The following is a 25,912-nucleotide window of genomic DNA, read 5'->3' as shown; positions in this document are numbered from 1 at the left end:
AGGACTCACCGCCCGGGAGAACCCTCGAGGGCGTGACGTTGAACCTCCGCCTGGCGGCGGCCCTGTGCGTGGCGCTGTCCCTGTGCGCGCTGCTGGCGGTCCCCGCCAACTTCCCCGCCCTCGGCGGCGACGCGCGCCTCACCCTCGCCGTGTTCGCGCTGGCCACTTGCGCCTGGATCGGTACGCCGGTCGACGACACGTACATCGCGCTGGGTGCCGGGCTGGCTCTGACCGCGACCGGCGTGATCAGCAGCGACACCCTCTTCGGCACCCTCGGTGACGCCACGGTGTGGCTGCTGATCTGCGCCTTCGTGCTCGCGGCGGCGGTGGCCCGGACCGGGCTCGCGGGGCGGGCGGCGGCCTTCCTGGTCGGCGGGGCGCGCACCGTACGGCAGTTGACGCACCTGACGACGGCCGCGCTGGTCGTCACGGCGTTCGCGGTGCCGGCCACCTCGGGCCGGGCGGCGCTCGCGCTGCCCGTGTTCCTCGCCCTCGCCAAGGCCCTGGCGGACCGCAGGCGCCTGGTCGTGATGCTGGCGCTGCTCTTCCCGACCGTGATCCTGCTGTCGGCGGTGGCGACCCTGATCGGCGCGGGCGCGCATCTGATCACGGTGTCGGTGCTGTGGGAGGCGACCGGGGACCGGATCGGCTTCACCCAGTGGCTGCTGCTCGGCCTGCCGCTGGCCGTCGCCTCCTCCCATCTCGCCGCCGAGACGGTCCTGCTGACCACCACCCGCCGGGCGGACCGCGAGGGCCCCGTCCACATCACCGCCGAGGAGATACAGCGGCACAGCGAGAGCCCGGTCACCGGCCCTTGGACACAGGCGGAGAAGCGCTGCGCGCTGCTCCTGGCCACGGTGGTGGCCCTGTGGTGCAGCGAGCCCCTGCACCAGGTCTCCCCCGCCGGCGTGGCGCTGATCGGCGCGGTCGTCGCCTCCTCCCCCGCGCTCGGCACCGTGGGGCTCAAGGACGCGCTGAAGACGGTGCCCTGGTCGCTGCTGCTGTTCATGGCGGCGACCATGGCGATGGGGGTCGCGCTCGCCGACTCCGGCGCGGCGAAGTGGCTGGTGTCGGGGCTGCCCGGGCACGTCGGGCCGGCGGTCTTCCTCGGCGTCGTGGTGGCGGTGAGCACGGCGGCCCACCTGGTGCTCCAGTCCCGCTCGGCCCGCTCCTCGGTGCTGGTGCCGCTGGTCGTCGCCGCGGCCGTGGGCGCCGGGGTCAATCCGGTCACCGCCGCGCTCGCGTCCACGGCGGCGGCCGGTTTCTGCCACACGCTGCCGGCCTCCGCCAAGCCGGTCACGCTCTTCTCCGAGGTCCCCGGCGTCCCCACCTACACCCCGCGCGACCTGCTCCGGCTGTCCGCCGTCCTGGCGCCGCTGACCGCCGCGCTCGTGCTGTTCTTCGCCGCCGCCGTCTGGCCGCTGCTCGGCGTACCCGTGACCCGCTGAAGTGACCCGCTGAAGGAGCCCTCCATGCCCTCTGTGCCCTCTGTGCCCTCCGCGTCCTCCGCGTCCTCCGTGCTGAGCCGTGTCGTCGTGGCCCCCAGCGGCTTCAAGGAGTCCCTGTCCGCGCAGGCCGCCGCCGACGCCATCGCGGTGGGCGTCCGCCGGGTCCTGCCCGATGCCGAGATCGACCGGATCCCGCTGGTGGACGGCGGCGAGGGCACGGCCGTCGCGCTGGCCTCGGCGACCGGCGGGCGCCTGGTCGCGCTGCCCGCCACCGGCCCGGTGGGAGAACCGGTCGGCACCCACTTCGCGCTGCTCGGCGCCGGGGACACGGCGGTGGTGGAGATGGCGGCCGTGGCGGGTCTCTCCCTGGTCCCGCGCGGCCTGCGCGACCCGGGGGCCACGACCACCTACGGCGTCGGCGAGCTGATCCGCGCCGCGCTCGACACCGGGGTGCGGCGCGTCCTCGTCGGCTGCGGCGACTCCGGTACGTCGGACGGCGGTGCCGGCGCGCTCCAGGCGCTCGGGGCCCGGCTCCTCGACGCGGACGGCCTCGAACTCCCCCACGGCGGCAGGGAGCTGGCCCGTCTCGCCCGTATCGACCCCTCCGGCCTGGACGCCCGGCTGAAGGACACCGAACTGCTCGTCGCCTGCAACCCGTTCAACGTGCTGTGCGGAGAGCGCGGAGTGGCCCGGGTGTTCGGCCCGCAGAAGGGGGCGACGCCCGCACAGGTCGAGGAGTTGTCGGCCGGCCTGGAGAACTGGGCGCGCGTCGTCGGCCGCGACCTCGGTGTCGTCGGCACCGACCTGCGCACCGGCCCCGGCACCGGCGCCTCCGGCGGTCTCGGCGCGGGGCTCGCCGCAGTCGGGGCCCGGCTGCTGCCCCGCTTCGACGTGCTGCTCGACCACCTCGACCTGGACGCCCGGCTCGCCCGCGCCGACCTGGTCCTCACCGCGGAGGGCGCGCTGGACCACCAGACGCCGCGCGGCAAGGTCCCGGCCGAGGTGGCCCGCCGCGCCAAGCTGCACGGCCGTCCCGTCCTCGCCCTGGCCGGCACGCTCGGCGAGGGCGCGCACGACGTGCCGGGGGTGGACGCCTGCCACGGCATCCTGCCGGCGCCGATGGCCCTCGCGGACGCGCTGCTGCGAGCCTCGGAACTCCTGACGGACGCCACGGAACGGGCGCTGCGGATGATCCTCCTGGGCTCGCGGTTGCCGGGCCGGACGGATCGAGCGGGCCTGGCGGGTCCGCCCGCTCAGGCGTCGGCGGCCGAGGTGGTGTCGGGCACGCAACGGCCGTCCTCGGTGCGGTAGTTCCACCGGGCGCCGTCGCTCACCAGCTCCTTGACGGCGTTCACGAACCGCTCGACGTGCTCGTCCGGAGTGCCCGCGCCGAAGCTCACCCGGACGGCGTTGAGGGACTTCTCCCCGGGTGCCGCCTCGGGGGCGCCGCACTCGCCCTGCGCCTGCGGGTCGCTGCCGAGCAGGGTGCGCAGCAGCGGGTGGGCGCAGAAGAGGCCGTCGCGCACGCCGATGCCGTACTCGGCCGAGAGGGCCGCGGCGAAGTGCGAGCTGTTCCAGCCCTCTACGACGAAGGAGAGCACCCCGACACGCGGCGCGTCGTCGCCGAAGAGCGAGAGGACGCGGACCTCGGGGACGTCGGCGAGGCCCTCGCGCACCTTGCGGATCAGGTACTCCTCGCGGGCCACCAGCGTGTCGAAGCCGGCCTCCGTGAGCGCCTTGCAGGCGGAGGCGACGGCGTACGCGCCGATGACGTTGGGCGACCCGGCCTCGTGCCGGGCGGCGCTGTCGTGCCACTGGACGTCCACGCCGCCGTCGGCACGCCGGCTCACCCTGCGGCTGGCGCCGCCCCCGGCGAGGTACGGCTCGGCCTCGCGCAGCCAGTCGGCCCGCCCGGCCAGCACACCGGAGCCGAAGGGGGCGTACAGCTTGTGGCCGGAGAAGGCGACCCAGTCGACATCCAGGTCGGCCACCGAGACCGGGTGGTGCGGGGCGAGCTGGGCGGCGTCCAGCACGATCCGGGCGCCGTGCGCGTGCGCGGCGGCGGCCAGTTCGCGCACAGGCCACAGCTCGCCGGTGACGTTGGAGGCACCGGTCACGCAGACCAGGGCGGGCCCGTACGGCTCGCGGGCGGCCAGGGCCCGCTCCAGGGTCTCGACGGCCTGCGCGGGGGTGCGCGGGGCGTCCAGGTACGTCACGTCGGCCTCGCGCCAGGGCAGCAGCGAGGCGTGGTGCTCGGTCTCGAAGACGAAGACCCGGCTCCCGGCGGGCAGCGCGGCGGCGAGCAGGTTGAGGGAGTCGGTGGTGGACCGGGTGAACACCACCTGGTCGTCGTCCCGGCAGCCGAGGAAGTCGGCCACGGTCCGGCGGGCGTTCTCGAACAGGTCGGTCGACAGCTGCGACAGGTACCCGGCGCCCCGGTGGACGCTGCCGTAGTACGGGGCGTAGGCGGCGACGTCGTCCCAGACCCGCTGGAGCGCGGGCGCGCTGGCGGCGTAGTCGAGCGCGGCGTACGTGACCTCCCCGCCGGTGACGAGCGGGACGGTGACGTCCCGGCCGAGGACGGGCAGCGGGGCGGCGATGGCGGAGGCAGCGGTGACGGAGGCAGGGGCGGGTGCGGACATGACGGACTCCCGTGAGAACCAGCGCGCGGCAGGGCGCTGCGAAAGAGAAGAAAAGGGATGTGCGGAGGCGGGGCTCTGCGGCCCTATCGCATTCGCTGGTTCACGGAAGACTCCCTCGGACGACCCAGGACCCCTGGTTCCGCGAGGGGTCCGCGCTTGCCGTGGACCTTGCTGTCCACGACCTGGTCTTCACCCGGGGCACCCCGCCACGGACGGAGGGTTGCCGGACAGTCGGCCGGGGCCTCATGACTGTCACTCATGACCTGTCGAAAAACCTAGGGGAAGTGATCGGCGCCCCGCAACCCGAGTCCGGATCGCGGGACGCACGTCACACGCGGGGGCGTAGGCGGCGACTACGCGTGGGTCGCCGCCACCCAGCGCTCCAGGGCGCGCCTGGCCGCGCCCGAGTCGATCGACTCCGCGGCCCGGTCCATCCCGGCCCGGATCTGTTCGGCCAGCGGTCCCGGACCCGGCTCCAGGGCCACCAGGGCCGCCGCCGAGTTCAGCAGCACCGCGTCCCGTACGGGGCCCGTCTCGCCGGCCAGCAGCCGGCGAGCGACGTCGGCGTTGTAGGAGGCGTCGGCGCCGCGCAGCGCCTCGACCGGCACCAGCTCGATGCCGACGTCGCGCGGGTCGAAGGTTTCCTCGGTCACCGAGCCGTCGCGCACGATCCAGACCCGGGAGGTGGCGGTCGTGGTCAGCTCGTCGAGGCCGTCGTCGCCGCGGAAGACCAGCGAGGAGTTGCCGCGCTCGGCGAAGACGCCGGCGATGATCGGTGCCATCCGGGCGTGGGCGACGCCGATCGCCTGGGCCTTCACCCGGGCCGGATTGGTCAGCGGGCCCAGGAAGTTGAACACCGTGCGAATGCCGAGCTGGCCGCGGGCCGCCGCCACATGGCGCAGCGCCGGGTGGAACTTCACCGCGAAGCAGAAGGTGATGCCGGCCTCCTCGGCGACCTCGGCCACCCGCTTCGGCGTCAGCTCCAGGTTGACCCCGAGCTTCTCCAGGACGTCGGAGGCGCCGGACGCGGAGGAGGCGGCCCGGTTGCCGTGCTTGACGACCTTCGCACCCGTGCCGGCCACGACGATCGCGGACATGGTGGAGATGTTGACCGTCTTGGCGCCGTCGCCGCCGGTGCCGACGATGTCGACGGTCTCGCCCGGCACCTCGATCACGTTGGCGTGCTCGTACATGGTGCGGACGAGGCCGGAGATCTCCTCGACCGTCTCCCCCTTGTACCGCAGGCCGACCGCGAAGGCGGCGATCTGCGCGTCGGTCGCCTCGCCGCGCATGATCACGTCCAGCGCCCAGGCGGTGTCGTCCGCGGACAGGTCGCGGCCGTCCAGCAGTCCGTTCAGCAGGGCGGGCCAGGAGCGGCCCGCCGCGGTGTCGCCTCCAGCGGGGGTCACAGCGCTCATGAGCCGCTCCTGAATCGTGTGTCGTGCGGAAAGTCGTGGACGGGGGATTGCGCTTCCACCCTATCCAGCCCGGACACGGTCGAAGGGCCCCGTCCGCGGAACGGACGGGGCCCTTCGATCGTGGTGTGGCGACGCTGGAGGGTCAGTGGTGGCCGTGGCCGCTCGTGATCTCCTTGTACTCCTCGACGGTCGGCTTCGGAATCTGCGACTCCTCGCCGTAGTAGGCCTCGCTGAGCTTGGCGCGGAGCTTCTCGCTGCCCTTCACCTTGCGCTCGACGCCGTTCTCGTCGACCGTGGGGCCGATCTCGGCCGGCTTGTACTGCTCGTGCGCCGTGAGCGTGTGCAGCGCGCCCTGGCTGAGCGGCTCGTGCACCTCGATGAACTCACCGTGCGGCAGGCGCTTGATGATGCCCGACTCGCGGCCGTGCAGCACCTTGTCCTTGTCCCGGCGCTGGAGGCCGAGGCAGATCCGCTTGGTGACGACGAACGCGATGACCGGTCCGACGAAGAACCCGATCCGCACGAACCAGGTGACCGCGTTGATCGACAGGTGGAAGTGCGTGGCGACGATGTCGTTGCCACCACCGATCAGCATGATCATGTACGCGGTGACCCAGGCGACGCCGAAGGCGGTACGGGTCGGGGCGTTGCGCGGCCGGTCCAGGATGTGGTGCTCGCGCTTGTCCCCGGTCACCCACGCCTCGATGAACGGGTAGAGGGCGATGAGCGCCAGGAAGATTCCGAAGATCACCAGCGGGACGAACACACCGAGGACCAGTGTGTGACCCCAGAGGTTGATCTCCCAGCCCGGCATGGCGCGGACCAGACCCTCGGCGAAGCCCATGTACCAGTCGGGCTGGGCGCCGGTCGACACCTGGTCCGGACGGTAGGGGCCGATGCTCCAGATCGGGTTGACCGAGGCGATGCCGGCGACCACCGCGATGACACCGAAGACCAGGAAGAAGAAGCCGCCCGCCTTCGCCATGTACACCGGCAGCAGCGGCATGCCGACGACGTTCTTGTTGGTCTTGCCGGGGCCCGCGAACTGCGTGTGCTTGTGGTAGAAGACCAGGATCAGGTGGCCGACCACGAGCCCGAGCATGATGCCCGGCAGCAGCAGGATGTGGATCGAGTAGAACCGGGCGACGAAGTCGGTCCCGGGGAACTCCCCGCCGAACAGGAACATCGAGATGTACGTGCCGACGATCGGCACGGACAGGATCGCGCCCTGGGTGAAGCGGACACCGGTGCCGGAGAGCAGGTCGTCCGGGAGCGAGTAGCCGGTGAAACCGGTGAACATGCCGAGGACGAACAGCAGGAAGCCGAACAGCCAGTTGATCTCGCGCGGCTTGCGGAACGCGCCGGTGAAGAAGACGCGCATCATGTGCACGAACATGCCGGCGAGGAAGATGATCGCCGCCCAGTGGTGGATCTGCCGGATCAGCAGACCGCCGCGCACGTCGAAGCTGATGTCGAGCGTCGACTTGTACGCCTCACTCATCAGCTGTCCCTGCATCGGGACGTACGAGCCGTGGTACGTGACCTCGTTCATCGACGGGTGGAAGAACAGCGTCAGGTACACACCCGTGAGGATGATGATGATGAAGCTGTAGAGGCAGACCTCACCCAGCATGAACGACCAGTGGTCGGGGAAGATCTTGCGCATGTTGGCCTTGGCCAGGGAGTAGATCCCCAGCCGGCCGTCGGCCCAGTCGGCGACGCGTTCGCCGGCCGGTGCCTTCCCGCGAGAGCGGGGTGCGTCGTTGTCTGCAGTACTCATCCGCGCTCCCAGAATGCAGGACCGACGGGCTCGTCGAAGTCGCTGAGCGCCTCGAGATACCCCTCGTCGTTCACACCGATGCGCAGCTGCGGCAGCGGGTGACCGGCGGGACCGAAGATGACCCGGGCGCCGTCGGCAAGGTCGAAGGTGGACTGGTGGCAGGGGCAGAGCGCGTGGTGCGTCTGCTGCTCGTACAGGGAGATCGGGCAACCGACGTGGGTGCAGATCTTCGAGTACGCCACGATGCCCTCGTGCGACCACTCGAGCTCGCGCTTGTCCTTGATGGAGTCCGGCTCCAGCCGGATGATCATCAGGGCGGCCTTGGCGATCTCGTTCTGGAAGTCGTGGTCGTGCTCCTCCAGGCCCTCGGGCTTGGCGAAGGTGAGGGAACCGACCCCGATGTCCGACGGGCGCATCGGCTCGTTGGTGTTCATGTTGACGAGCAGCTTGCCCTTGGACCACAGCGTGTGGCGCAGCTTCGTCCCGGGCAGCGGACCGAGGTCGCGCAGCAGGACGACGCCGGAGAGCGGCACCAGCGTGAGCGCGCCCAGCATCGTGTTGCGGATCAGCTTGCGCCGACCGATCACCGACTCCTTGGCACCCTGCTTGAAGTCCGCGTGGACCTTCGCACGGGTCTCGGGGTCCGCCTCGATCGGGTGGCGCTCGTCGGCGACCTCCTCGTCGGACATCAGGGTGCGCGCCCAGTGGACGGCGCCCGCGCCGATGGTGAACAGCGCCACGCCCAGCGTCAGGCCCAGCGCGAAGTTCATCGCGCTGATGTGCCCGATCGGGAAGACGTAGATCGACTTGTCCTGCGGGATCGCGACGAACGAGGCGATGAAGCCGATGGTGGCCAGCATGGACACCGTGAACAGCAGGGCGACCGTGCGCTCGGACCGCTTGGCGGCCCGCTCGTCGATGTCCTGGATCCGGTGCTCGTGGGGCGGCAGCCCCGGGTCCGCGAACGGGTGCTTGTCGTCCGCGGGCTTCGGCACGTGCGTGCCGCCCTGCTCAGCCGGCAGGTTCTCTTCTGGAATGTCTTGGCTACTCATGACTTCTTGGCCTTTGCGGTCCGAGCGGCGACCCACACGGCGACGGCGATGCAGGCTCCCAGGCCGAAGATCCAGCCGAACAGGCCCTCGCTGACCGGCCCGAGGCCGCCGAGCGACAGACCGCCCGGGTCCACGGTGTCGTCGCTGTTGACCGCGTCCAGGTAGGCGATGATGTCCTTCTTGTTCTGCTCCGACAGCGTGGTGTCGGGGAAGGAGGGCATGTTCTGCGGGCCGGTCTGCATGGCCTCGTAGATGTGCTTCGGGTCGACACCCTCGAGGCTCGGCGCGTACTTGCCGTGCGTCAGGGCGCCACCCTTGCCGGTGAAGTTGTGGCACTGCGCGCAGTTGGTGCGGAACAGCTCACCGCCCTTGGCGATGTCCGCGCCCTCGGGGCCGTACTTCTCCTCCGAGGGGATGGCCGGACCGGCACCCAGCGAGGCGACGTAGGCCGCGAGCTGGTCGATCTCCGCCTGGGAGTAGATGACCTTCTTCTTCGGGACCTGCGCGCCCGGCTGCTGGGCCGGCATGCGGCCGGTGCCCACCTGGAAGTCGACGGCCGCGGCGCCCACGCCGACCAGGCTCGGACCGTCGGTGGTGCCCTGCCCTCCGGTGCCGTGGCAACTGGCACAGCCGACGGCGTAGAGCTTCTTGCCCTCGTCGATGGCGAGGGACTGGGCGGTTTCATCGGCCTGCGCCTTGCTCGCGGGTGCGAACGCGGCGTACAGCCCCCCTGTGCATGCCAGCGCGAGGAGTAGGACGACGAGTGCCGCCAGCGGATGGCGTCGTCGTGCGGAGAGCTTTTTCACGGATTACCCCGGTGTCAGGATCTTCTGCGTCGATGCTTCTGGTATTGCGCGGGTGCGTGCCGCGACTACTTGATCAGGTAGATCGTGGCGAACAGGCCGATCCAGACCACATCGACGAAGTGCCAGTAGTAGGACACGACGATGGCGGCGGTCGCCTGCTCGTGGGTGAACCTCCGGGCCGCGTAGGTGCGGCCCAGGACCAGCAGGAAGGCGATCAGTCCGCCCGTCACGTGCAGTCCGTGGAAGCCGGTGGTCAGGTAGAACGCCGAGCCGTACGGGTCCGACGAGAGCGAGATGCCCTCGTGCTTGACCAGCTCGGTGTACTCGAACACCTGACCGCCGATGAAGATCGCACCCATCACGAAGGTGACGATGAACCACATCCGGAGCTTCTTCACGTCCCCGCGCTCGGCCGCGAACACGCCGAGCTGGCAGGTGAGGGAGGAGAGCACCAGGATCGTGGTGTTCGTCGCGGAGAACGGGATGTTCAGCGCGTCGGCCTTCTCGGACCAGAAGTCCGGGCCGGTCACCGATCGCAGGGTGAAGTACATCGCGAAGAGGGCCGCGAAGAACATCAGCTCGGAACTCAACCAGATGATGGTTCCGACGCTGGTGAGGTTCGGCCGGTTGACCGACGGGTGCGCGTGCCCGGTTTCTACTGTCGTTGCTGTCGCCACGACCGACATTATGTCGGTCGCTTATCCCGCCCTCACCCCGGGGGGTGCCGTTCGGTGTGTTCCCCCTGCTTGTACGGCCCGGATGGCCCATCGAACGGCCCGTCGGTGGCCTGTCGAAGGCCTGTCCGAACCAGTGCTGACGGGGCGTTCGAGGGAGTAGCATCCGCCCCAACGGGCTACGACAGCCTTCACCGGTCTCACCGCGTATCGGAGGAAGCATGCAGGCGACCGCCACGGTGCTGGTCTACAGCGACGACTCCAACACCCGCGAACAGGTGCGGCTCGCGACCGGCCGCCGGCCGGCTCCGGACGTGCCCGTGGTCGAGTTCGTGGAGTGCGCGACCCCGGCCGCCGTGCTCAAGGAGCTGGACAAGGGCGGGATCGACGTCTGCGTCCTGGACGGCGAGGCCGTGCCCATGGGCGGCATGGGCATGTGCCGCCAGATCAAGGACGAGGTCTTCCAGTGCCCGCCGGTGCTGCTGCTCATCGCACGGCCGCAGGACGCGTGGCTGGCGACCTGGAGCCGGGCGGAGGCGGCGGTGACGGCGCCGGTGGAGCCGGTGGAGTTCGCGTCGGCGCTGGCCGCTTTGCTGCGGGAGAAGAGGCTGCAGGGGGTTTAGGGCGCCTTCCAGCTCGAGGGTGCGGGTGGCATGGGCGGGTGCGGCGCCGTTGTGGCTGGTCGCGCAGTTCCCCGCGCCCCTGACGGCACTGCCCCGGACGGCGTCTTCATGCGCTCTCCGGTCGCAGGCGGGCCTGTTCTGCCGTGCCGGACGCGTTCCCCGCGGTGCCCGTCAGGGCGCTGCCGGTGCGCCATTTCGCCCAGTCCATGTTCCAGTCGCCGAAGCCGTTGCCGAAGGGTTCCATCGTTTCGCCGCCGGAGTTGACGACCTCGACGAGGTCGCCCTCCTGGACCTCGTTGAAGAACCACTCCGCGCTGTCGGTGCTCATGCCGACGCAGCCGTGGCTGACGTTGGCGATGCCCTGGGAGCCGACGGACCAGGGGGCGGCGTGCACGTACTCGCCGCTCCAGGTCACCCGGGTGGCCCAGTAGACCGGCAGGTCGTACGACTCCGAGGAGCCCTCGGCGATGCCGACGGTGCTGCTGCGCATGCGTACGAAGGATTCCTTGCCGAGGACGACCTTGACGCCGTTGCGGGTCTCGAAGCCGGGCTTGCCGGTGGTGACCGGGATCTCCCGGATCGCCTCGCCGTCCTGGTAGACGGTCAGCGTGTGCGCGGCGGCGTCGGTGACGGCGACGACGCGGTCGTCGGTGGTGATCTTCAGGGGTTTGGCCTTGCCGCCCCACATCCGGTCGCCGATCTTGATGCCGTCGAGGGTGCTGTGGACCTGGATGGTGGCGTGGGCGGGCCAGTAGTCCTCGGGCCGGTAGTGGAGCTTCTTGTCGTCCACCCAGTACCAGGCGCCCTTCACCGCGGGCGTGGAGTCCACCTTCAGGGCGCGCTCCACTATGGCCCGCTGGGCCGGGTCCTTGACCGGCTGGCTGAGTTCCGCCGTGATGGGCTGGCCGACGCCGTACGCGCCCGCCTTGGGCCCGAAGACGACGTCCAGGGCCTTCTTGGCGCCCGGCTTCCCGGTCTCGAAGGTGAGCACCTTGCGGCCCGGCGCCCCGTCGCCGTCCTCGGTGCTGACACGCACCGTGTAGCTGGCGTTGGCGGCCAGCGGTGAGGTGCTGTGCCAGCGGGCGCCGTCGGCGGACAGCTCGCCCGCGACGTAGCGTCCGGTCGCGTCCACGGCTGTGACGTCCGTGATGCGCCCGTCGGCGCCCTCGGCGACCACCTCCAGGGGTTTGTCCGGGTCGGCCTTCTTCCCGGCGTCCGTGGGGCCGTTGAAGGAGATCTGGCCGGCCGCGTCGTAGGGGGTGGCGGACAGCGGGTCGTCGGCGTCGCCGCTGCAGGCGGTGACGCTCGCGCCGAGGGCCATCACCAGCAGCGTGCAGCCGACGACCGTACGCCCCCGCGCCTGGAAGTGAACCGTGTTGCTCATGGACTCACGCTAAGGAGAGACGTCAACGGCGGCACGGTGGATAAGCCGGACGAGTGAGCGGCGGTACGACAGACGAAGGGGCCCGGACACCCCTGACGGAGTGTCCGGGCCCCTTCGGGCTCGGCGCGTGCTACTGGGTGCGGTTCTCACCGCGGTAGTACTCGAAGACCCAGCCGAACAGGCCGATCAGCAGGATCGGTGCCGAGAAGTACATCAGCCACCAGCCGAGGGCGATGCCCATGAAGGCGAAGGCGCCGCCGATGGCGAGCGCCAGCGGCTGCCAGCTGTGCGGGCTGAAGAACCCGACCTCGCCGGCGTCGTCCGCGACGTCCGCCTCCGTGTTGTCCTGCGCGCCCACGTCGACCCGCCGCGCCGTGAAGGCGAGGTAGAAGCCGACCATGATGGCCAGGCCGAAGGCCAGGAACAGCGCCGTGGTGCCCGCGGGCTCCTTCGACCAGTAGCCGTAGACGATCGCCACGGCGAGCAGGAAGACGCTCAGCCAGATGAAAATCTTGCCCTGGATCTTCACTTCCCGGCCTCCTTGCCGCCGGCGAGGGCCTTCTCACCGTGACCGACGTTCTCCAGCTGGTCCAGCGCGGAGATCTCGGGGTGGTGCAGGTCGAAGGCCGGGGATTCACTGCGGATGCGCGGCAGCGTGAGGAAGTTGTGCCGCGGCGGCGGGCAGGAGGTCGCCCACTCCAGCGAACGGCCGTAGCCCCAGGGGTCGTCCACCTCGATCTTCTTGCCGTACTTGGCCGTCTTCCAGATGTTGTAGAAGAACGGCAGCAGCGACATGCCGAGCAGGAACGAGCTGATCGTCGAGATCGTGTTCAGGGCGGTGAAGCCGTCGGCCGCCAGGTAGTCCGCGTAACGGCGCGGCATGCCCTCGGCGCCCAGCCAGTGCTGGACCAGGAAGGTGCCGTGGAAGCCGACGAACAACGTCCAGAACGTGATCTTGCCCAGGCGCTCGTCCAGCAGCTTGCCGGTGAACTTCGGCCACCAGAAGTGGAAGCCGGCGAACATCGCGAACACCACGGTGCCGAACACCACGTAGTGGAAGTGCGCCACCACGAAGTACGAGTCCGAGACGTGGAAGTCCAGCGGCGGCGAGGCCAGGATGACACCCGTCAGACCACCGAAGAGGAAGGTGATCAGGAAGCCGGTGGACCACAGCATCGGTGTCTCGAAGGACAGCGAGCCCTTCCACATGGTGCCGATCCAGTTGAAGAACTTCACACCGGTCGGGACCGCGATCAGGAAGGTCATGAAGGAGAAGAACGGCAGCAGCACGCCGCCCGTGACGTACATGTGGTGGGCCCACACGGTCACCGACAGACCCGCGATCGCGATCGTCGCGCCGATCAGACCCATGTAGCCGAAGATCGGCTTGCGGGAGAAGACCGGGATGATCTCACTGACGATGCCGAAGAACGGCAGCGCGATGATGTACACCTCTGGATGCCCGAAGAACCAGAACAGGTGCTGCCACAGCAACGCGCCGCCGTTGGACGAGTCGAAGATGTGGGCACCGAACTTGCGGTCGGCCTCCAGCGCGAACAGGGCCGCGGCCAGCACCGGGAAGGCCAGCAGGACCAGCACACCGGTCAGCAGCACGTTCCAGGTGAAGATCGGCATGCGGAACATCGTCATGCCGGGCGCGCGCATGCAGATGATCGTGGTGATGAAGTTGACCGAGCCGAGGATGGTGCCGAAGCCGGAGAAGGCCAGACCCATGATCCACAGGTCACCGCCGATACCGGGCGAGTGCACCGCGTCGGACAGCGGCGAGTACGCGAACCAGCCGAAGTCGGCCGCGCCCTGCGGGGTCAGGAACCCGCCCACCGCGATCGTCGAGCCGAACAGGTACAGCCAGTAGGCGAACATGTTCAGCCGGGGGAACGCCACGTCCGGCGCGCCGATCTGCAGCGGCATGATCCAGTTCGCGAAGCCCGCGAACAGCGGCGTCGCGAACATCAGCAGCATGATCGTGCCGTGCATCGTGAACGCCTGGTTGAACTGCTCGTTCGACATGATCTGCAGACCCGGCCGGGCCAGCTCGGCGCGCATGAAGAGCGCCATCACGCCGCCGATCACGAAGAACGCGAACGACGTCACCAGGTACATCGTGCCGATCGTCTTGTGGTCAGTGGTCGTGAGCCACTTGATCACGACGTTGCCGGGCTGCTTGCGCCGTACCGGCAGCTCGTTCTCGTACGAGTCCTCCGCTGCCGAGGCACCCTGGGGTTCGTTGAGGATGCTCACAGGTTGTTCGTCTCCCGGTTCTTCTCGTGGCTCGTCTGAGCGATGCCCGCGGGAACGTAACCGGTCTGCCCCTTCTTCGCGAGGTCCTGGAGGTGCTGCTCGTAGCGCTCCGGGGAGACGACCTTGACGTTGAACAGCATCCGGGAGTGGTCCACGCCGCACAGCTCGGCGCACTTGCCCAGGAAGGTCCCCTCCTTGTTGGGGGTCACCTCGAAGGCGTTGGTGTGGCCCGGAATCACGTCCTGCTTCATGAGGAACGGCACCACCCAGAAGGAGTGGATGACGTCACGCGAGGTCAGGACGAAGCGGACCGTCTTGCCCTTGGGGAGCCAGAGGGTCGGGCCCGGGTTGTTGGTCTGCGGGTTCCGGGTGCCGGGGGTACCGCAGTCGTAGACACCGCCGGCGTTCGCCGGGAAGTCCTCGACGAACCGGTCCGGGATGCCGGCCAGTTCCTTGGAGGTCTTGGCGTCGCCGGTGGAGCCCGGGACGTCCTCGATGTGGTTGAAGCACCAGCTCCACTGGAAGCCGACCACGTTGACCGTGAGGTCGGGCTTCTTGTTGAGGCTCATGAGATCGGACTCGTCACGAGCGGTGAAGTAGAACAACACCGAGACGATGACGAGCGGAACCATGGTGTACAGCGCCTCGATGGGCAGGTTGTACCTGGTCTGTGGAGGGACCTCGACCTTGGTGCGGCTGCGCCGGTGGAAGAAGACACTCCACAGGATCAGGCCCCACACCAGCACGCCGGTGGCCAGCGCGGCAGCCCAGGAGCCCTGCCACAGGGAGAGGATCCGCGGAGCCTCTTCCGTGGTTGGGGTGGGCATACCGAGGCGGGGGAAGTCCTCGTATGTGCAACCGGTGGCGGTCGCCAGGACCAGGCCCGCGGTCAGTGCCTGCAGCAGCTTCCGCCGCATCGGGCGCCGCGGCGAGCGGTCGGAGCCGTTGGGACTCACGTAGCGCCTTCCCGAGAGTCTCGCCCGCGCGGTTGGCTGCGGCCTGCCTTCTCGCTGGTCGGTCGCCGCCCTGCGTCGGGCAGGGGTTTGATGTTTATGCGGACCAAACCCTAGCCGACGCCCTCCGGGGGGTCGCGGGGAGGGTGGCATACGCGCCGGGGGTCACTCTTTAAGGGTGGGATGGGGGCGCCTGCGGAACGGGGAGGTGCGGTTTCGTTGGCGGCTGACGGTGCGTCGTGGCTTGTCGCGCCCGCGCGGCGGAGCCGCACATGTCACAGCCCCGCGCCCCTGGCGGGGCGCTGCAGTCCCCGGCGTTCTAGCGTTGGCCTGTGGCCTACTTCGATGCTGCTTCCGCTGCTCCCCTTCATCCCGTTGCCCGGCAGGCGCTGTTGGCGTCTCTTGACGAGGGGTGGGCCGATCCCGCTCGGCTGTACCGGGAGGGGCGGCGGGCGCGGTTGCTGCTGGATGCCGCTCGGGAGGCGGCGGCCGAGTGCGTGGGGTGCCGGGCGGACGAGTTGGTGTTCACCCCTTCGGGGACACGAGCGGTGCATTCAGGGGTGGCGGGGGCGCTGGCCGGGCGGCGGCGCATCGGAAGGCACCTGATCGTGTCAGCGGTCGAACACTCCTCCGTACTGCACGCGGCCGAGGCGCACGAGGCCGACGGCGGGAGTCTCACGCAGGTGGGCGTGGACCGCGCGGGCGCGGTGGACCCGGCGGCGTACGCGGCGGCCCTGCGCGAGGACACCGCGCTGGCCTGTCTCCAGTCGGCCAACCACGAGGTGGGCACGGAACAGCCGGTGACCGAGGTGGCGGAGGCCTGCCGGGCGGCAGGCGTACCGCTGCTGGTGGACGCGGCCCAGTCGCTGGGCTGGGGGCGGGTCGAGGGCGACTGGTCGTTGCTGACGGGCAGCGCCCACAAGTGGGGCGGGCCTTCGGGGGTGGGGCTGCTCGCCGTACGCAAGGGTGTCCGGTTCGCGCCGCAAGGGCCCGGGGACGAGCGGGAGTCGGGGCGGGCACCCGGTTTCGAGAACCTGCCGGCGATCGTGGCCGCGGCGGCGTCACTGCGGGCGGTGCGGGCCGAGGCGGCGGCGGAGGCGGCCCGGCTGCGGGAGCTGACGGAGCGGATCCGGGCCCGGGTGCCGGCCCTGGTGCCGGACGTGGAGGTGGTCGGCGATCCGGTGCGCCGCCTGCCCGGAGTCGTCACCTTCTCGTGTCTCTATGTCGACGGAGAGACCTTGCTGCACGAGCTGGACCGTGTCGGTTTCTCCGTCTCGTCCGGATCGTCCTGCACGAGCAGCACGCTGACGCCGAGCCACGTCCTGAAGGCGATGGGCGTCCTCAGCGAGGGCAACGTCCGGGTGTCGCTGCCGCCGGGGACCGTGGCCGAGGACGTCGAACGGTTCCTGGAGGTGCTGCCGGGCACGGTGGCCGCGGTGCGCGAGAAGCTGGGGGCGCCGGCCGCGACGGGGACGATCCGCGCGGCCGGCCCCGACCTCGTCGTGGACGCGCTGGGCCGGCGCTGCCCCATTCCGGTGATCGAACTGGCCAAGGTCATCGGCGACGTCCCCGTCGGCGGCACCGTCCGCGTCCTCTCCGACGACGAGGCGGCCCGCCTGGACATCCCGGCGTGGTGCGAGATGCGGGGGCAGGAGTACGTGGGCGAGGAGCAGGCGGAGCGGGGCACGGCTTACCTGGTGCGCCGGATGAGCTGACTCACCCAGGGGCGCGGGGCTGTGTCGATGTGCGGCTCCGCCGCGTGGGCGCAAATGACCCCCACGCACCCGCACACGACACCGCACATCAAGGGGCACCCCCGTAGTCGCACCCTTCGCTTCAGCCCAGGTGCGCCTGGACCTCCCCCGCGGCCTCGTCCCCGTACGCCTTCGTGAACCGCTCCATGAAGTGCCCGCGCCGCAACTGGTACTCCTGCGTCCCCACCGTCTCGATGACGAGCGTCGCCAGCATGCAGCCGACCTGCGCCGCCCGCTCCAGCGAGACGCCCCAGGCCAGCCCCGACAGGAACCCCGCGCGGAAGGCGTCGCCGACGCCGGTGGGGTCGGCCTTGCGCTCCTCGTCGGGGACGCCGACCTCGATGGTCTCCTCGCCGACCCGCTCGATGCGCACGCCCCGCGCGCCGAGGGTGGTGACGCGGTGGCCGACGCGGCCGAGGATCTCCTCGTCCGTCCAGCCGGTCTTGGTCTCGATGAGCCCCTTCTCGTACTCGTTGGAGAAGAGGTAGGTCGCCCCGTCCAGCAGTATCCGGATCTCGTCGCCGTTCATCCGGGCGATCTGCTGGGAGAAGTCGGCGGCGAAGGGGATGGACCGGGTCCGGCACTCCTCGGTGTGCCGGAGCATCGCCTCCGGGTCGTCGGCGCCGATGGAGACCAGGTCCAGGCCGCCCACGCGGTCGGCGACGGTCTTGAGCTCGATGAGGCGGGCCTCGCTCATCGCGCCCGTGTAGAAGGAGCCGATCTGGTTGTGGTCGGCGTCGGTGGTGCAGACGAAGCGGGCGGTGTGCAGGGTCTCGGAGATGCGGACCGAGCCGGTGTCGACGCCGTGCCGGTCCAGCCAGGCCCGGTACTCGTCGAAGTCCGCGCCGGCCGCGCCGACCAGGATCGGCCGGGTGCCGAGCTGCCCCATGCCGAAGGCGATGTTCGCGGCGACGCCGCCCCGGCGTACGTCCAGCTGGTCGACCAGGAAGGAGAGCGAGACCGTGTGCAACTGGTCCGCCACGAGCTGGTCGGAGAAGCGGCCGGGGAAGGTCATGAGGTGGTCGGTGGCGATGGAGCCGGTGACTGCGATGCGCACGGCGTGGACTCTCTCCTGAGGGGAGGCGGGTTGACGGTTCACGCTACCCGGCGGCGCCCCCAGGCTGAAGCAGGCGAAACTACCCGGTAGTACAACTTTCTCCGCGGGACGGGACGTGCCTACGGTTCTGTCATGACGAACCTGAGGACCGCCGACCCCGCCCCGGCCGACCTGGACGGCGACCTGGCGTCGCTGCGCGGTGACTGCGCCCGGATGACCCCGCGCTGGTCGGCGCCCGCCGACGCCTCCGTCCGGCCGGTGCCGCTCGCCCTCATCCACGGCGTGCGGGTGCCTCCGGCGTCGACCCGGTTGCTGGAGGCGATGTCGGACTACGGCGACTGAGCGCCGCGGGGCGGCTCCGGCGCGTTCCGGGCGGCACGGGGCGCGTTCGGGCCACTCGTCGGCCGTTCGCGCCACGCGTCGGCCGTTCGGACGGCCGGTGGGCCGTTCGAGTGGTGTTGCGGGGGCCGTCCGGGCGACGTGTGCCGTCACCGGGAACCGGATCCCGCTCCACCGCGTCCCATCGCTGTCCCCAGCAACAGCCGAAGGAGCGATGCGGTGAACACCGAGCGACCCGACAACGACGACGCCGCCGCCGACGACGAGGCGGGCACCGGGCGTCCCGCGCGGCGGCGCCCCCGGGCGGTCGCGGTCGCGTCGGTGGCCGCCGCCGTGCTGATCATGGGGGGCGGCGGCGCCTACCTGGCCACGTCGGCCGCCGGGGACGACACGGACGGCGGTACGTCGTCGGGCGCGGACCCGGCCCCGGGCGACGACACTCCCCCGCCGCTCCCCCTCGACGACTACGCCGCGGCGTCCCCCGAGGGCGGCTCGAACGGCATCGCGCCCGGCGAGCCCAACCCGTACGGCGTCACCTACCGCGCCGACGGGCCGCTCCCCGAGGGCCCCGGTTCGGCGCCCGTGTACCGGGCGAAGGGCGACGTCACCGAGGCCGAGGTGGCGCGGCTGGCCCAGGCGCTGGGGCTGGAGGGCGCGCCCCGGGTCCAGGGCGGGGCCTGGAAGGTCGGCAACGCGAAGGACGGTTCGGGTCCGCTGCTCACGGTGGACCGGCAGGCGCCGGGCACCTGGACCTTCCACCGGTACACGCCCCGCACGGACAACTGCAAGAAGGGCGCCGAGTGCAAGGCCCCGTCGGCCGACGGGAACCCGGTGGGCGAGGCGGCCGCGAAGAAGGCGGCGGCACCGGTGCTGAAGGCGCTGGGCCAGGACGACGCCAAGTTGGACGCGAGCCAGGTCATGGGCGCCCGGCGGGCCGTGAACGCGGCACCGGAGGTGGGCGGGCTGCCCACGTACGGCTGGACGACCGGGGTGGTCGTCAGCGCGCTGGGCGAGGTGGTCGGCGGCAGCGGGCAGGTGAAGGCGCCGGTCAAGGGGGACACGTATCCGGTCCTGGACGCCGAGCGGACGCTGGCGCTGCTGAACGCGCCGGGCGCCGGTACCGGGGCCGGGAGCGTCGGGGGCATCGGCGGCTGTGCGAGTCCCGTACCGCATCAGGACGGGGCGGACCTGCCCTGCGCCCCGCCGACCGGTGCGCCGGAGAAGCCCGGGGCGGGCAAGAAGCAGGTCGCCACCGTCGAGGACGCGGTGTTCGGGCTGGCCGCGCACCCGGTGCGGGGGCGGCCGACGCTGGTGCCGTCCTGGCTGTTCGAGGTGCGGGCACCGGGCGCGGACGACGCCGTCACGGTCACGTACCCGGCGGTCGACCCGAAGTACCTGACGACGGCGTCCCCCGCCTCGCCCGCCTCACCGGCCCCGTCCGACGAGCCGACCTCGAAGCCCGGGGAGCCGCGGGACGTGCGGGTGAGCGGTTACACGGCCGCCGACGGCGAGCTGACCGTGCACTTCACCGGCGGCGTGTGCTCCGACTACGACGCGAAGGCGAAGGAGAGCGACGGGAAGGTGACCGTCACGGTGACCGAGACCCCGCATCCGGACAAGGTCTGCATCCTGATCGCCAAGGAATACGAGCGGACGGTGCGGCTCGACAAGCCGCTCGGCGACCGGACGGTCGTGGGCTCGGACGGCAAGGACGTCCCGGTGCACAAGCCGGGCGCGCGGCTGCCCGCCCCGTCCGGGGGCCGGTGACGCCCACGACGCAACAGGGGCATGACGGAAGGGCGGCGGCCCGGGACGAATCCCGGGCCGCCGCCCTTCTCGCACTTCGGTGCCGCGCGCATAGCCGTCGGCCGTCGGCTGCCGCCTTTCGGCTGCCGCCCGCTGTCGGCTGCCGGCGGTCAGCTGAAGGAGTCGCCGCAGGCGCAGGAGCCCGTCGCGTTCGGGTTGTCGATCGTGAAGCCCTGCTTCTCGATCGTGTCCACGAAGTCGATGGTGGCGCCGCCGAGGTAGGGGGCGCTCATGCGGTCGGTGGTGACCTTGACGCCGCCGAAGTCCTTCACCACGTCACCGTCGAGCGAACGCTCGTCGAAGAAGAGCTGGTAACGCAGGCCGGAGCAGCCGCCGGGCTGGACGGCGACGCGCAGGGCAAGGTCGTCGCGGCCTTCCTGGTCGAGCAGGGCCTTGACCTTGGCCGCGGCGGCGTCGGTCAGGATGATGCCGTCGGTGACGGTGGTGGTCTCGTCCGATACGGACATCTACATCTCTCCCGGGTTGTACGGAGACTGCTTGCCGACGGTGTCAACCGACGGAGCCGCGGATTCATTCCGGGCACGGCCGAGTCTTTGCCTCGGCGTCCCCTTCATGCTCGCACACGCCCCCGCCGACGGTCAGCGGCTGTGGACGGCGGCCGGGAACGGCGCGGGGACGGCGACGGGGAACGGCGCGGGGACGGTGGCTCGGAGGCCGGGATTCACGTCACACCGACACTATGGGCATCGTCAAAGTGACGTGAACCGGTTATGATAGATAACGTCAATTCGACGAAAAGGGTCGACCGAAAAGTAGAAAGGGTGCGTGTCGTGACCACCGCCCAACCCCAGGAGCTCGACGTTCAGCCGACGCCCCTCGCCCTGCTGCTGCTCGGCCGCGAGGCCGACCCGAGGAGCGAGCGCGGTGTGGAGTGCCCCGGCGACCTGCCCTCGCCCTCCGACCCGGACCTGGTCGCGCGTGCCCGTGCGGCCAAGGAGAAGCTCGGCGACAAGGTCTTCGTGCTCGGTCACCACTACCAGCGCGACGAGGTCATCCAGTTCGCCGACGTCACGGGCGACTCCTTCAAGCTGGCCCGGGACGCGGCGGCGCGTCCGGAGGCGGAGTACATCGTCTTCTGCGGTGTGCACTTCATGGCGGAGTCGGCCGACATCCTGACCTCGGACGACCAGAAGGTGGTCCTGCCCGACCTGGCGGCCGGCTGCTCCATGGCGGACATGGCCACCGCCGAGCAGGTCGCCGAGTGCTGGGACGTACTGACCGAGGCCGGGATCGCCGAGCAGGTCGTGCCCGTGTCGTACATGAACTCGTCGGCGGACATCAAGGCGTTCACCGGCAAGCACGGCGGCACCATCTGCACCTCCTCCAACGCCGAGCGCGCCCTCAACTGGGCCTTCGAGCAGGGGGAGAAGGTCCTCTTCCTGCCCGACCAGCACCTGGGCCGCAACACCGCGGTGCGGGACCTGGGCATGTCCCTGGAGGACTGCGTCGTCTACAACCCGCACCGGCCGAACGGCGGGCTGACGGCGCAGGAGCTGCGCGCCGCGAAGATGATCCTGTGGCGGGGCCACTGCTCGGTGCACGGCCGCTTCAGCCTCGACTCGGTCAACGACGTGCGCGAGCGCATCCCGGGCGTGAACGTCCTGGTGCACCCCGAGTGCAAGCACGAGGTCGTGGCGGCGGCGGACTACGTCGGCTCGACCGAGTACATCATCAAGGCCCTGGAGGCGGCCCCGGCCGGTTCCAAGTGGGCCATCGGCACCGAGCTGAACCTGGTCCGCCGGCTGGCGAACCGTTTCGCCGCCGAGGACAAGGAGATCGTCTTCCTCGACAAGACGGTCTGCTTCTGCTCGACCATGAACCGCATCGACCTCCCGCACCTGGTCTGGGCGCTGGAGTCGCTGGCCGAGGGCACCCTGGTCAACCGGATCGAGGTCGACAAGGAAACGGAGGCCTTCGCGAAGCTGGCCCTGGAACGGATGCTGGCCCTGCCGTAACCGGCCCCCGCGCGTGCGCGCCCCGCCCGGCCACCACACCTGTGCCGGGCGGGGCGCCCTGTCAGGCGACCGGCCGACGACCACGCGCCCTGCCGTGCAACGTCAAGTAGAAGGTGCGCAACGACTCCTGGGCACTGCCAGCCGCGAAGCAGTTGCGGACCTTGCCCAGGGGGTTCCACACCCGCCCGTCCGGCATCCGCACGCCCACCGGCTGCCCGAAGTACGCCTGCTGGTCCGCGTCGAAGTCGATCCACGTCGCGCCCGCACGGCGGACGAGCACCTCGCCCACGTACGCCCCCAGATCGAGCAGCACCTCACCGCCTCGCGCCTCTTCGGCACCGCTCCTGCGCAGTCCGTCGAGAAGGAAGTCGGCGACCCGGAGACTGGCCACGGAGTAGTCGAGCGGAAGCCTGCCGCGCCTGCCGACGCGCTGGACGAAGATCGCCGCCCTCGTCCGCATCTCCTGAGCTTTCGGCATGCGTTCACCCACGTCGGCCATGGGTTCAACCCCCTCCACTCGATGCTGAGGCGGAGGCCCTCCCCCTCCCCACCACCAAGCGGATGCCGTTCCGCAGTCGTCACGGCTTCACGATGTGCGTAATCCCATACGGCTTCCCCCGACTTCCGCTACAACCTTTTCCCCGGTGAAGCGTCCGTCCCGGTGTCGAACGGCGAACGGCCCGTCCCGGGGTGCTTCCCGGGACGGGCCGTTCGGTTGCCGGGTGCTCCCGCGACTCGGCGGGAGCACCCCTACGGCACTCCGCGTCGCTCAGACCTGCGCCGGCTCCGGCTCGTCCGAGGCTGCCGCCTGCGGCGGCACGTCGCCGCCGCCCTTCTTCGCGGCCCGCTTCTTCGCACGGCGCTCCTTGCGGAGTTCCAGCATCGCGTAGAGGGTCGGGACCAGGAGGAGGGTGAGCAGGGTCGAGGTGATCAGGCCGCCGATGACGACCACTGCCAGCGGCTGGGCGATGAAGCCGCCCTCGCCGGTGACGCCCAGCGCCATCGGGAGGAGGGCGAAGATCGTCGCCAAGGCCGTCATGAGGATGGGGCGCAGGCGGTGGCGGCCGCCCTCGATCACGGCCTCGACGACGCCGTAGCCCTGCTTGCGGTACTGGTTGATCAGGTCGATCAGCACGATGGCGTTGGTGACCACGATGCCGATCAGCATCAGCATGCCGATCATCGCGGGGACGCCCATCGGGGTGCCCGTGGCGATGAGCAGGCCGATCGCGCCGGTCGCCGCGAACGGGATGGACACCAGCAGGATCAGCGGCTGGGCCAGCGACCGGAAGGTGCCGACCAGCAGCATGAAGACGATGGCGATGGCCGCGAGCATGGCGAGGCCCAGGTTGACGAAGGCCTCGTCCTGGTCCGCCGTGACGCCGCCGATCTCGGCGGTGGCGCCGGCCGGCAGGTCCAGGCCGTCGATCTTCGACTGGAGGTCCGCGCTGACCGCGCCGGTGTTGTCGCCAGTCGGCTTGGCGGTGATGGTCGCCGCGCGCTGACCGTCGATGCGGGTCATCGAGACCGGGCCGTCCACCAGCCGCACGGTGGCGATGTCACCGAGCTTCACCGCGCCCAGGTTCAGGGCCTTCAGCTCGGCCATCGTGGTGGCCGGCCGGGCCGACCTGATGACGACGTCGCGCTCGGTGTCGTCCAGCGTCGCCTTGGCCGCCGGGGTGCCGCGCACCGCCTGGGCGACGGCCGCGCCGAGGCTCTGGTCGGTGAAGCCGGCCTCGGCGGCCTTCGCGTTGGCCTTGACCGAGATGCGCGGCACGCTCTGCGCCAGGTCGCTGGTGACGTCGGTGACGTCGTCGAGGCCGGCGACGGTCTTGCGGACCTGCTCGGAGGCCTCACGGAGGACCTGCGCGTCGGCCGCCTTGACGACGACGCTCAGATCCTGGCTGCCGAAGCCGTCGCCGGCGGCGACCGTGGTGGTGCCGATGCCGTCGCCGAGCTCGGCCAGCCCGTCCTCGATGTGGTCCTGGACGTCCTCGGAGGACGCCGAGTCCTCCAGCATGATCTGGTACGAGGCCTGGTTGCTGTCCGTGCCGCCGCCGAAGGCGGCCAGGAAGCCGGACGAGCCGATGGTGACCTGGTAGTCCTTGACGCCCTCGGTCTCGCCGAGCAGCTTCTCGACCTTCTTGGCCTGCTCGTCGGTCGCGCCGAGGCTGGTGCCGGGCTTCAGCTCCTGCTTGACGCTGAGGACCTCCTGCTCGCCCTGGTCGAAGAAGTTGGTCTTCAGCAGCGGCGCCATGCCGAAGGTGCCGAGCAGCACGACGACCGCGATGGCCACGCTGATCAGCCGGCGGCGGGTGGCGAAGCGCAGGACGGGGACGTAGAAGCGCTGCAGGCGGCTCTTGGCCTCCTTCTCCTCGGCCAGCCTGCGGGCCTCGGCCGCGTCCTCGGGCGTGCCCTTCGGGGGCCGCAGGAACCAGTACGACAGCACCGGGACGACCGTCAGCGACACCAGCAGGGACGCGAGCAGCGCCGCGGTGACGGTGAGGCTGAAGGAACCGAACAGCTCGCCGACCATGCCGCCGACCAGACCGATCGGCAGGAACACGGCGACCGTGGTGAGCGTGGACGAGGTGACCGCCCCGGCGACCTCGCGGACGGCGCCCAGGATGGCGTCCTTGCGCTCCTCGCCGTAGCCCAGGTGCCGCTTGATGTTCTCCAGGACCACGATCGAGTCGTCGACGACGCGGCCGATGGCGATGGTCAGCGCACCCAGCGTCAGCATGTTGAGCGACAGGTCGCGCGTCCACAGGACGATCAGCGCCAGCACCACCGACAGCGGGATGGAGACCGCGGTGACCAGGGTGGAGCGGATGGACGCCAGGAAGACCAGGATGACCAGCACGGCGAAGAGCAGGCCGAGCCCGCCCTCGGTGGTCAGGCCGGAGATGGCCTTGGAGACCGCCGGGCCCTGGTCGCTGACGACGGTGAGGGTCGCGCCGGAACCGAGCTGCTCGCGCAGGTCGGGGAGCTTGTCCTCGACGGCGTTCGAGATGGAGACCGCGCTGCCGTCGTGGTCCATCGTCACGGCGACCGCGAGGGACGGCTTGCCGTTGGTGCGGGTGAGGGAGTCGGCCTTGGCCTCCTCCTCCTTGACGGTGGCGACGTCGCCGAGGCGGACCGGCTTGTCGACGCCCTCACCGGTGATCATGAGGTTCTGGATCTGCTCGACCGAGGTGAAGCCGCCGCCGACCTGGACGGTGCGGTTGGCACCCGCCTCGTCGAAGGAACCGGCCGGGACGGTCGCGCCGCCCGCCTGGAGGGACTGGGCGAGCGCCTGCGGGCCCACCTTGGCCGCGGCCAGCTTCGCCGGGTCCGGCGTGACCGTGACCTGGACGTCGCGGACGCCGTCCACCACGACCTGGGCGACGCCGTCGATGTCCTTCAGCTCGGAGACGACCGTCTTGTCGAGCTGGTCGGCCAGCGCCTGCTGGTCCTTGTCCGAGGTGACGGCGAGGACGACGGTCGGGATGTCGTCGGTCGAGCCGGAGATGACCTGCGGGTCCACGTCGTCCGGGAGCTGGGCGCGGGCCCGGTTCACGGCCTGCTGGACGTCGGCGACGAGCTGCTGGGTGTTCGGGCCGTAGTCGAAGGACGCCATGATGACGGCGTTGCCCTCACTGGCCGTGGAGGTGACGCCCGAGATCCCGTCGACGGCCTCGAGGCTGTCCTCGATGGGCTCGACGACCTGCTTCTCGACCACGTCCGGCGAGGCACCCTGGTACGGGGCCAGCACCGACACCATGGGCAGTTCGATGGTGGGCAGCAGCTGCTGCTTGAGCTGCGGAATCGCGATCGCCCCGAAGACGAGCGCGACGATCGACATCAGCCCTATCAGGGCCCGTTGCGCGAGGCTGAATCTCGACAGCCAGGACATGGATCAGGGTCTCTCTTCTGTGGCCGAGCGGGGGACGGGGCAC

21 protein-coding genes and 1 riboswitch are annotated in these 25,912 nt (G+C 70.6%); of the genes, 7 read left to right on the top strand and 14 right to left on the bottom strand.

The genetic code is table 11. From position 1 onward, the window contains the following. Positions 1-32: 32 nt before the first annotated feature. Together D1J63_RS26925 and D1J63_RS26920 are read left to right on the top strand one after the other, a co-directional pair. Positions 33-1,448: an SLC13 family permease gene (locus D1J63_RS26925; protein ID WP_164712988.1), complete on the top strand. Its 1,416-nt coding sequence runs from the start codon at positions 33-35 to the stop codon at positions 1,446-1,448. 69 nt (positions 1,449-1,517) lie between these two features. Further along, on the top strand, positions 1,518-2,759 hold the full coding sequence (locus D1J63_RS26920) for a glycerate kinase (RefSeq protein ID WP_164713236.1): 1,242 nt from the start codon (positions 1,518-1,520) through the stop codon (positions 2,757-2,759). Here the strand turns inward: D1J63_RS26920 and D1J63_RS26915 are convergent. The 6 genes from D1J63_RS26915 to D1J63_RS26890 form a co-directional block, all read right to left on the bottom strand. Continuing rightward, positions 2,702-4,090, bottom strand: a complete 1,389-nt coding sequence (locus D1J63_RS26915) for an aminotransferase class V-fold PLP-dependent enzyme (protein WP_125632383.1) — start codon at positions 4,088-4,090, stop codon at positions 2,702-2,704. The genes D1J63_RS26920 and D1J63_RS26915 overlap by 58 nt on opposite strands. Positions 4,091-4,237: 147 nt before the next feature. Beyond that, a riboswitch (SAM riboswitch) is annotated at positions 4,238-4,354 on the bottom strand. Between the two features lie 89 nt (positions 4,355-4,443). Then, positions 4,444-5,508: an anthranilate phosphoribosyltransferase gene (gene trpD / locus D1J63_RS26910; protein ID WP_125632381.1), complete on the bottom strand. Its 1,065-nt coding sequence runs from the start codon at positions 5,506-5,508 to the stop codon at positions 4,444-4,446. A gap of 142 nt (positions 5,509-5,650) precedes the next feature. Next, on the bottom strand, positions 5,651-7,288 hold the full coding sequence (locus D1J63_RS26905) for a cytochrome bc complex cytochrome b subunit (protein ID WP_125632379.1): 1,638 nt from the start codon (positions 7,286-7,288) through the stop codon (positions 5,651-5,653). Continuing rightward, a complete protein-coding gene (locus D1J63_RS26900; RefSeq protein ID WP_102927418.1) occupies positions 7,285-8,340 on the bottom strand; it encodes a Rieske 2Fe-2S domain-containing protein in 1,056 nt (351 codons plus the stop codon). The genes D1J63_RS26905 and D1J63_RS26900 overlap by 4 nt, the downstream gene beginning before the upstream one ends. Beyond that, entirely contained in the window at positions 8,337-9,146 is an 810-nt protein-coding gene (locus D1J63_RS26895; RefSeq protein WP_102927417.1) for a c-type cytochrome, read from the bottom strand. The genes D1J63_RS26900 and D1J63_RS26895 overlap by 4 nt, the downstream gene beginning before the upstream one ends. 65 nt (positions 9,147-9,211) lie before the next feature. After that, entirely contained in the window at positions 9,212-9,832 is a 621-nt protein-coding gene (locus tag D1J63_RS26890; protein ID WP_003976664.1) for a heme-copper oxidase subunit III, read from the bottom strand. A gap of 209 nt (positions 9,833-10,041) precedes the next feature. Between D1J63_RS26890 and D1J63_RS26885 the strand changes: the two genes are divergently transcribed. Then, the gene (locus tag D1J63_RS26885; protein ID WP_125632377.1) at positions 10,042-10,443 is read left to right on the top strand and encodes a hypothetical protein; all 402 of its coding nucleotides are present in this window, start codon (positions 10,042-10,044) and stop codon (positions 10,441-10,443) included. A 106-nt stretch (positions 10,444-10,549) separates the two neighbouring features. On the opposite strand, the gene D1J63_RS26880 is transcribed toward D1J63_RS26885, so the two are convergent. From D1J63_RS26880 to coxB, 4 genes are all read right to left on the bottom strand, one after another. Further along, entirely contained in the window at positions 10,550-11,827 is a 1,278-nt protein-coding gene (locus D1J63_RS26880; RefSeq protein ID WP_125632375.1) for an Ig-like domain-containing protein, read from the bottom strand. Positions 11,828-11,957: 130 nt separating this feature from the next. Then, on the bottom strand, positions 11,958-12,356 hold the full coding sequence (locus D1J63_RS26875) for a cytochrome c oxidase subunit 4 (protein WP_102927414.1): 399 nt from the start codon (positions 12,354-12,356) through the stop codon (positions 11,958-11,960). Beyond that, entirely contained in the window at positions 12,353-14,089 is a 1,737-nt protein-coding gene (ctaD, locus tag D1J63_RS26870) for a cytochrome c oxidase subunit I (RefSeq protein WP_125632373.1), read from the bottom strand. Before ctaD ends, D1J63_RS26875 begins: the two co-directional genes overlap by 4 nt. After that, positions 14,086-15,045 carry a cytochrome c oxidase subunit II gene (gene coxB, locus D1J63_RS26865; RefSeq protein ID WP_061445190.1) on the bottom strand — a complete coding sequence of 320 codons (960 nt, stop codon included), beginning with the start codon at positions 15,043-15,045 and terminating at the stop codon, positions 14,086-14,088. The genes ctaD and coxB overlap by 4 nt, the downstream gene beginning before the upstream one ends. Positions 15,046-15,374: 329 nt before the next feature. Between coxB and D1J63_RS26860 the strand changes: the two genes are divergently transcribed. Beyond that, a complete protein-coding gene (locus D1J63_RS26860; protein ID WP_125632371.1) occupies positions 15,375-16,757 on the top strand; it encodes a cysteine desulfurase/sulfurtransferase TusA family protein in 1,383 nt (460 codons plus the stop codon). Positions 16,758-16,878: 121 nt separating this feature from the next. Here the strand turns inward: D1J63_RS26860 and D1J63_RS26855 are convergent, their stop codons facing one another. Further along, positions 16,879-17,853, bottom strand: a complete 975-nt coding sequence (locus D1J63_RS26855) for a carbohydrate kinase family protein (RefSeq protein ID WP_102931939.1) — start codon at positions 17,851-17,853, stop codon at positions 16,879-16,881. A gap of 132 nt (positions 17,854-17,985) precedes the next feature. Between D1J63_RS26855 and D1J63_RS26850 the strand changes: the two genes are divergently transcribed. Beyond that, positions 17,986-18,195: a hypothetical protein gene (locus D1J63_RS26850; protein ID WP_125632369.1), complete on the top strand. Its 210-nt coding sequence runs from the start codon at positions 17,986-17,988 to the stop codon at positions 18,193-18,195. Positions 18,196-18,411: 216 nt separating this feature from the next. Beyond that, complete coding sequence (locus D1J63_RS26845; RefSeq protein ID WP_125632367.1) at positions 18,412-19,959, top strand: hypothetical protein; 1,548 nt, start codon at positions 18,412-18,414, stop codon at positions 19,957-19,959. Between the two features lie 149 nt (positions 19,960-20,108). Here the strand turns inward: D1J63_RS26845 and D1J63_RS26840 are convergent, their stop codons facing one another. Further along, positions 20,109-20,465: an iron-sulfur cluster assembly accessory protein gene (locus D1J63_RS26840; protein ID WP_030405042.1), complete on the bottom strand. Its 357-nt coding sequence runs from the start codon at positions 20,463-20,465 to the stop codon at positions 20,109-20,111. 324 nt (positions 20,466-20,789) lie between these two features. On the opposite strand from D1J63_RS26840, the gene nadA reads away from it, so the two are divergent. Beyond that, positions 20,790-21,974 (top strand): quinolinate synthase NadA, encoded by a 1,185-nt coding sequence (nadA, locus tag D1J63_RS26830; protein ID WP_102931943.1) that lies wholly within the window; start codon positions 20,790-20,792, stop codon positions 21,972-21,974. Positions 21,975-22,035: 61 nt separating this feature from the next. On the opposite strand, the gene D1J63_RS26825 is transcribed toward nadA, so the two are convergent. Both D1J63_RS26825 and D1J63_RS26820 read right to left on the bottom strand, forming a co-directional pair. Next, the gene (locus D1J63_RS26825; RefSeq protein WP_125632363.1) at positions 22,036-22,473 is read right to left on the bottom strand and encodes a hypothetical protein; all 438 of its coding nucleotides are present in this window, start codon (positions 22,471-22,473) and stop codon (positions 22,036-22,038) included. Between the two features lie 270 nt (positions 22,474-22,743). Then, the gene (locus tag D1J63_RS26820; protein ID WP_125632361.1) at positions 22,744-25,869 is read right to left on the bottom strand and encodes an efflux RND transporter permease subunit; all 3,126 of its coding nucleotides are present in this window, start codon (positions 25,867-25,869) and stop codon (positions 22,744-22,746) included. Positions 25,870-25,912 lie beyond the last annotated feature (43 nt).

Origin of the sequence: Streptomyces sp. KPB2, from assembly GCF_003950055.1 — a bacterium.
In the GTDB taxonomy this organism is placed as follows: domain Bacteria; phylum Actinomycetota; class Actinomycetes; order Streptomycetales; family Streptomycetaceae; genus Streptomyces; species Streptomyces salinarius.
The sequence above is the reverse complement of the archived record's forward strand: the minus strand, read 5'-3'. Positions and strand labels throughout refer to the sequence as shown.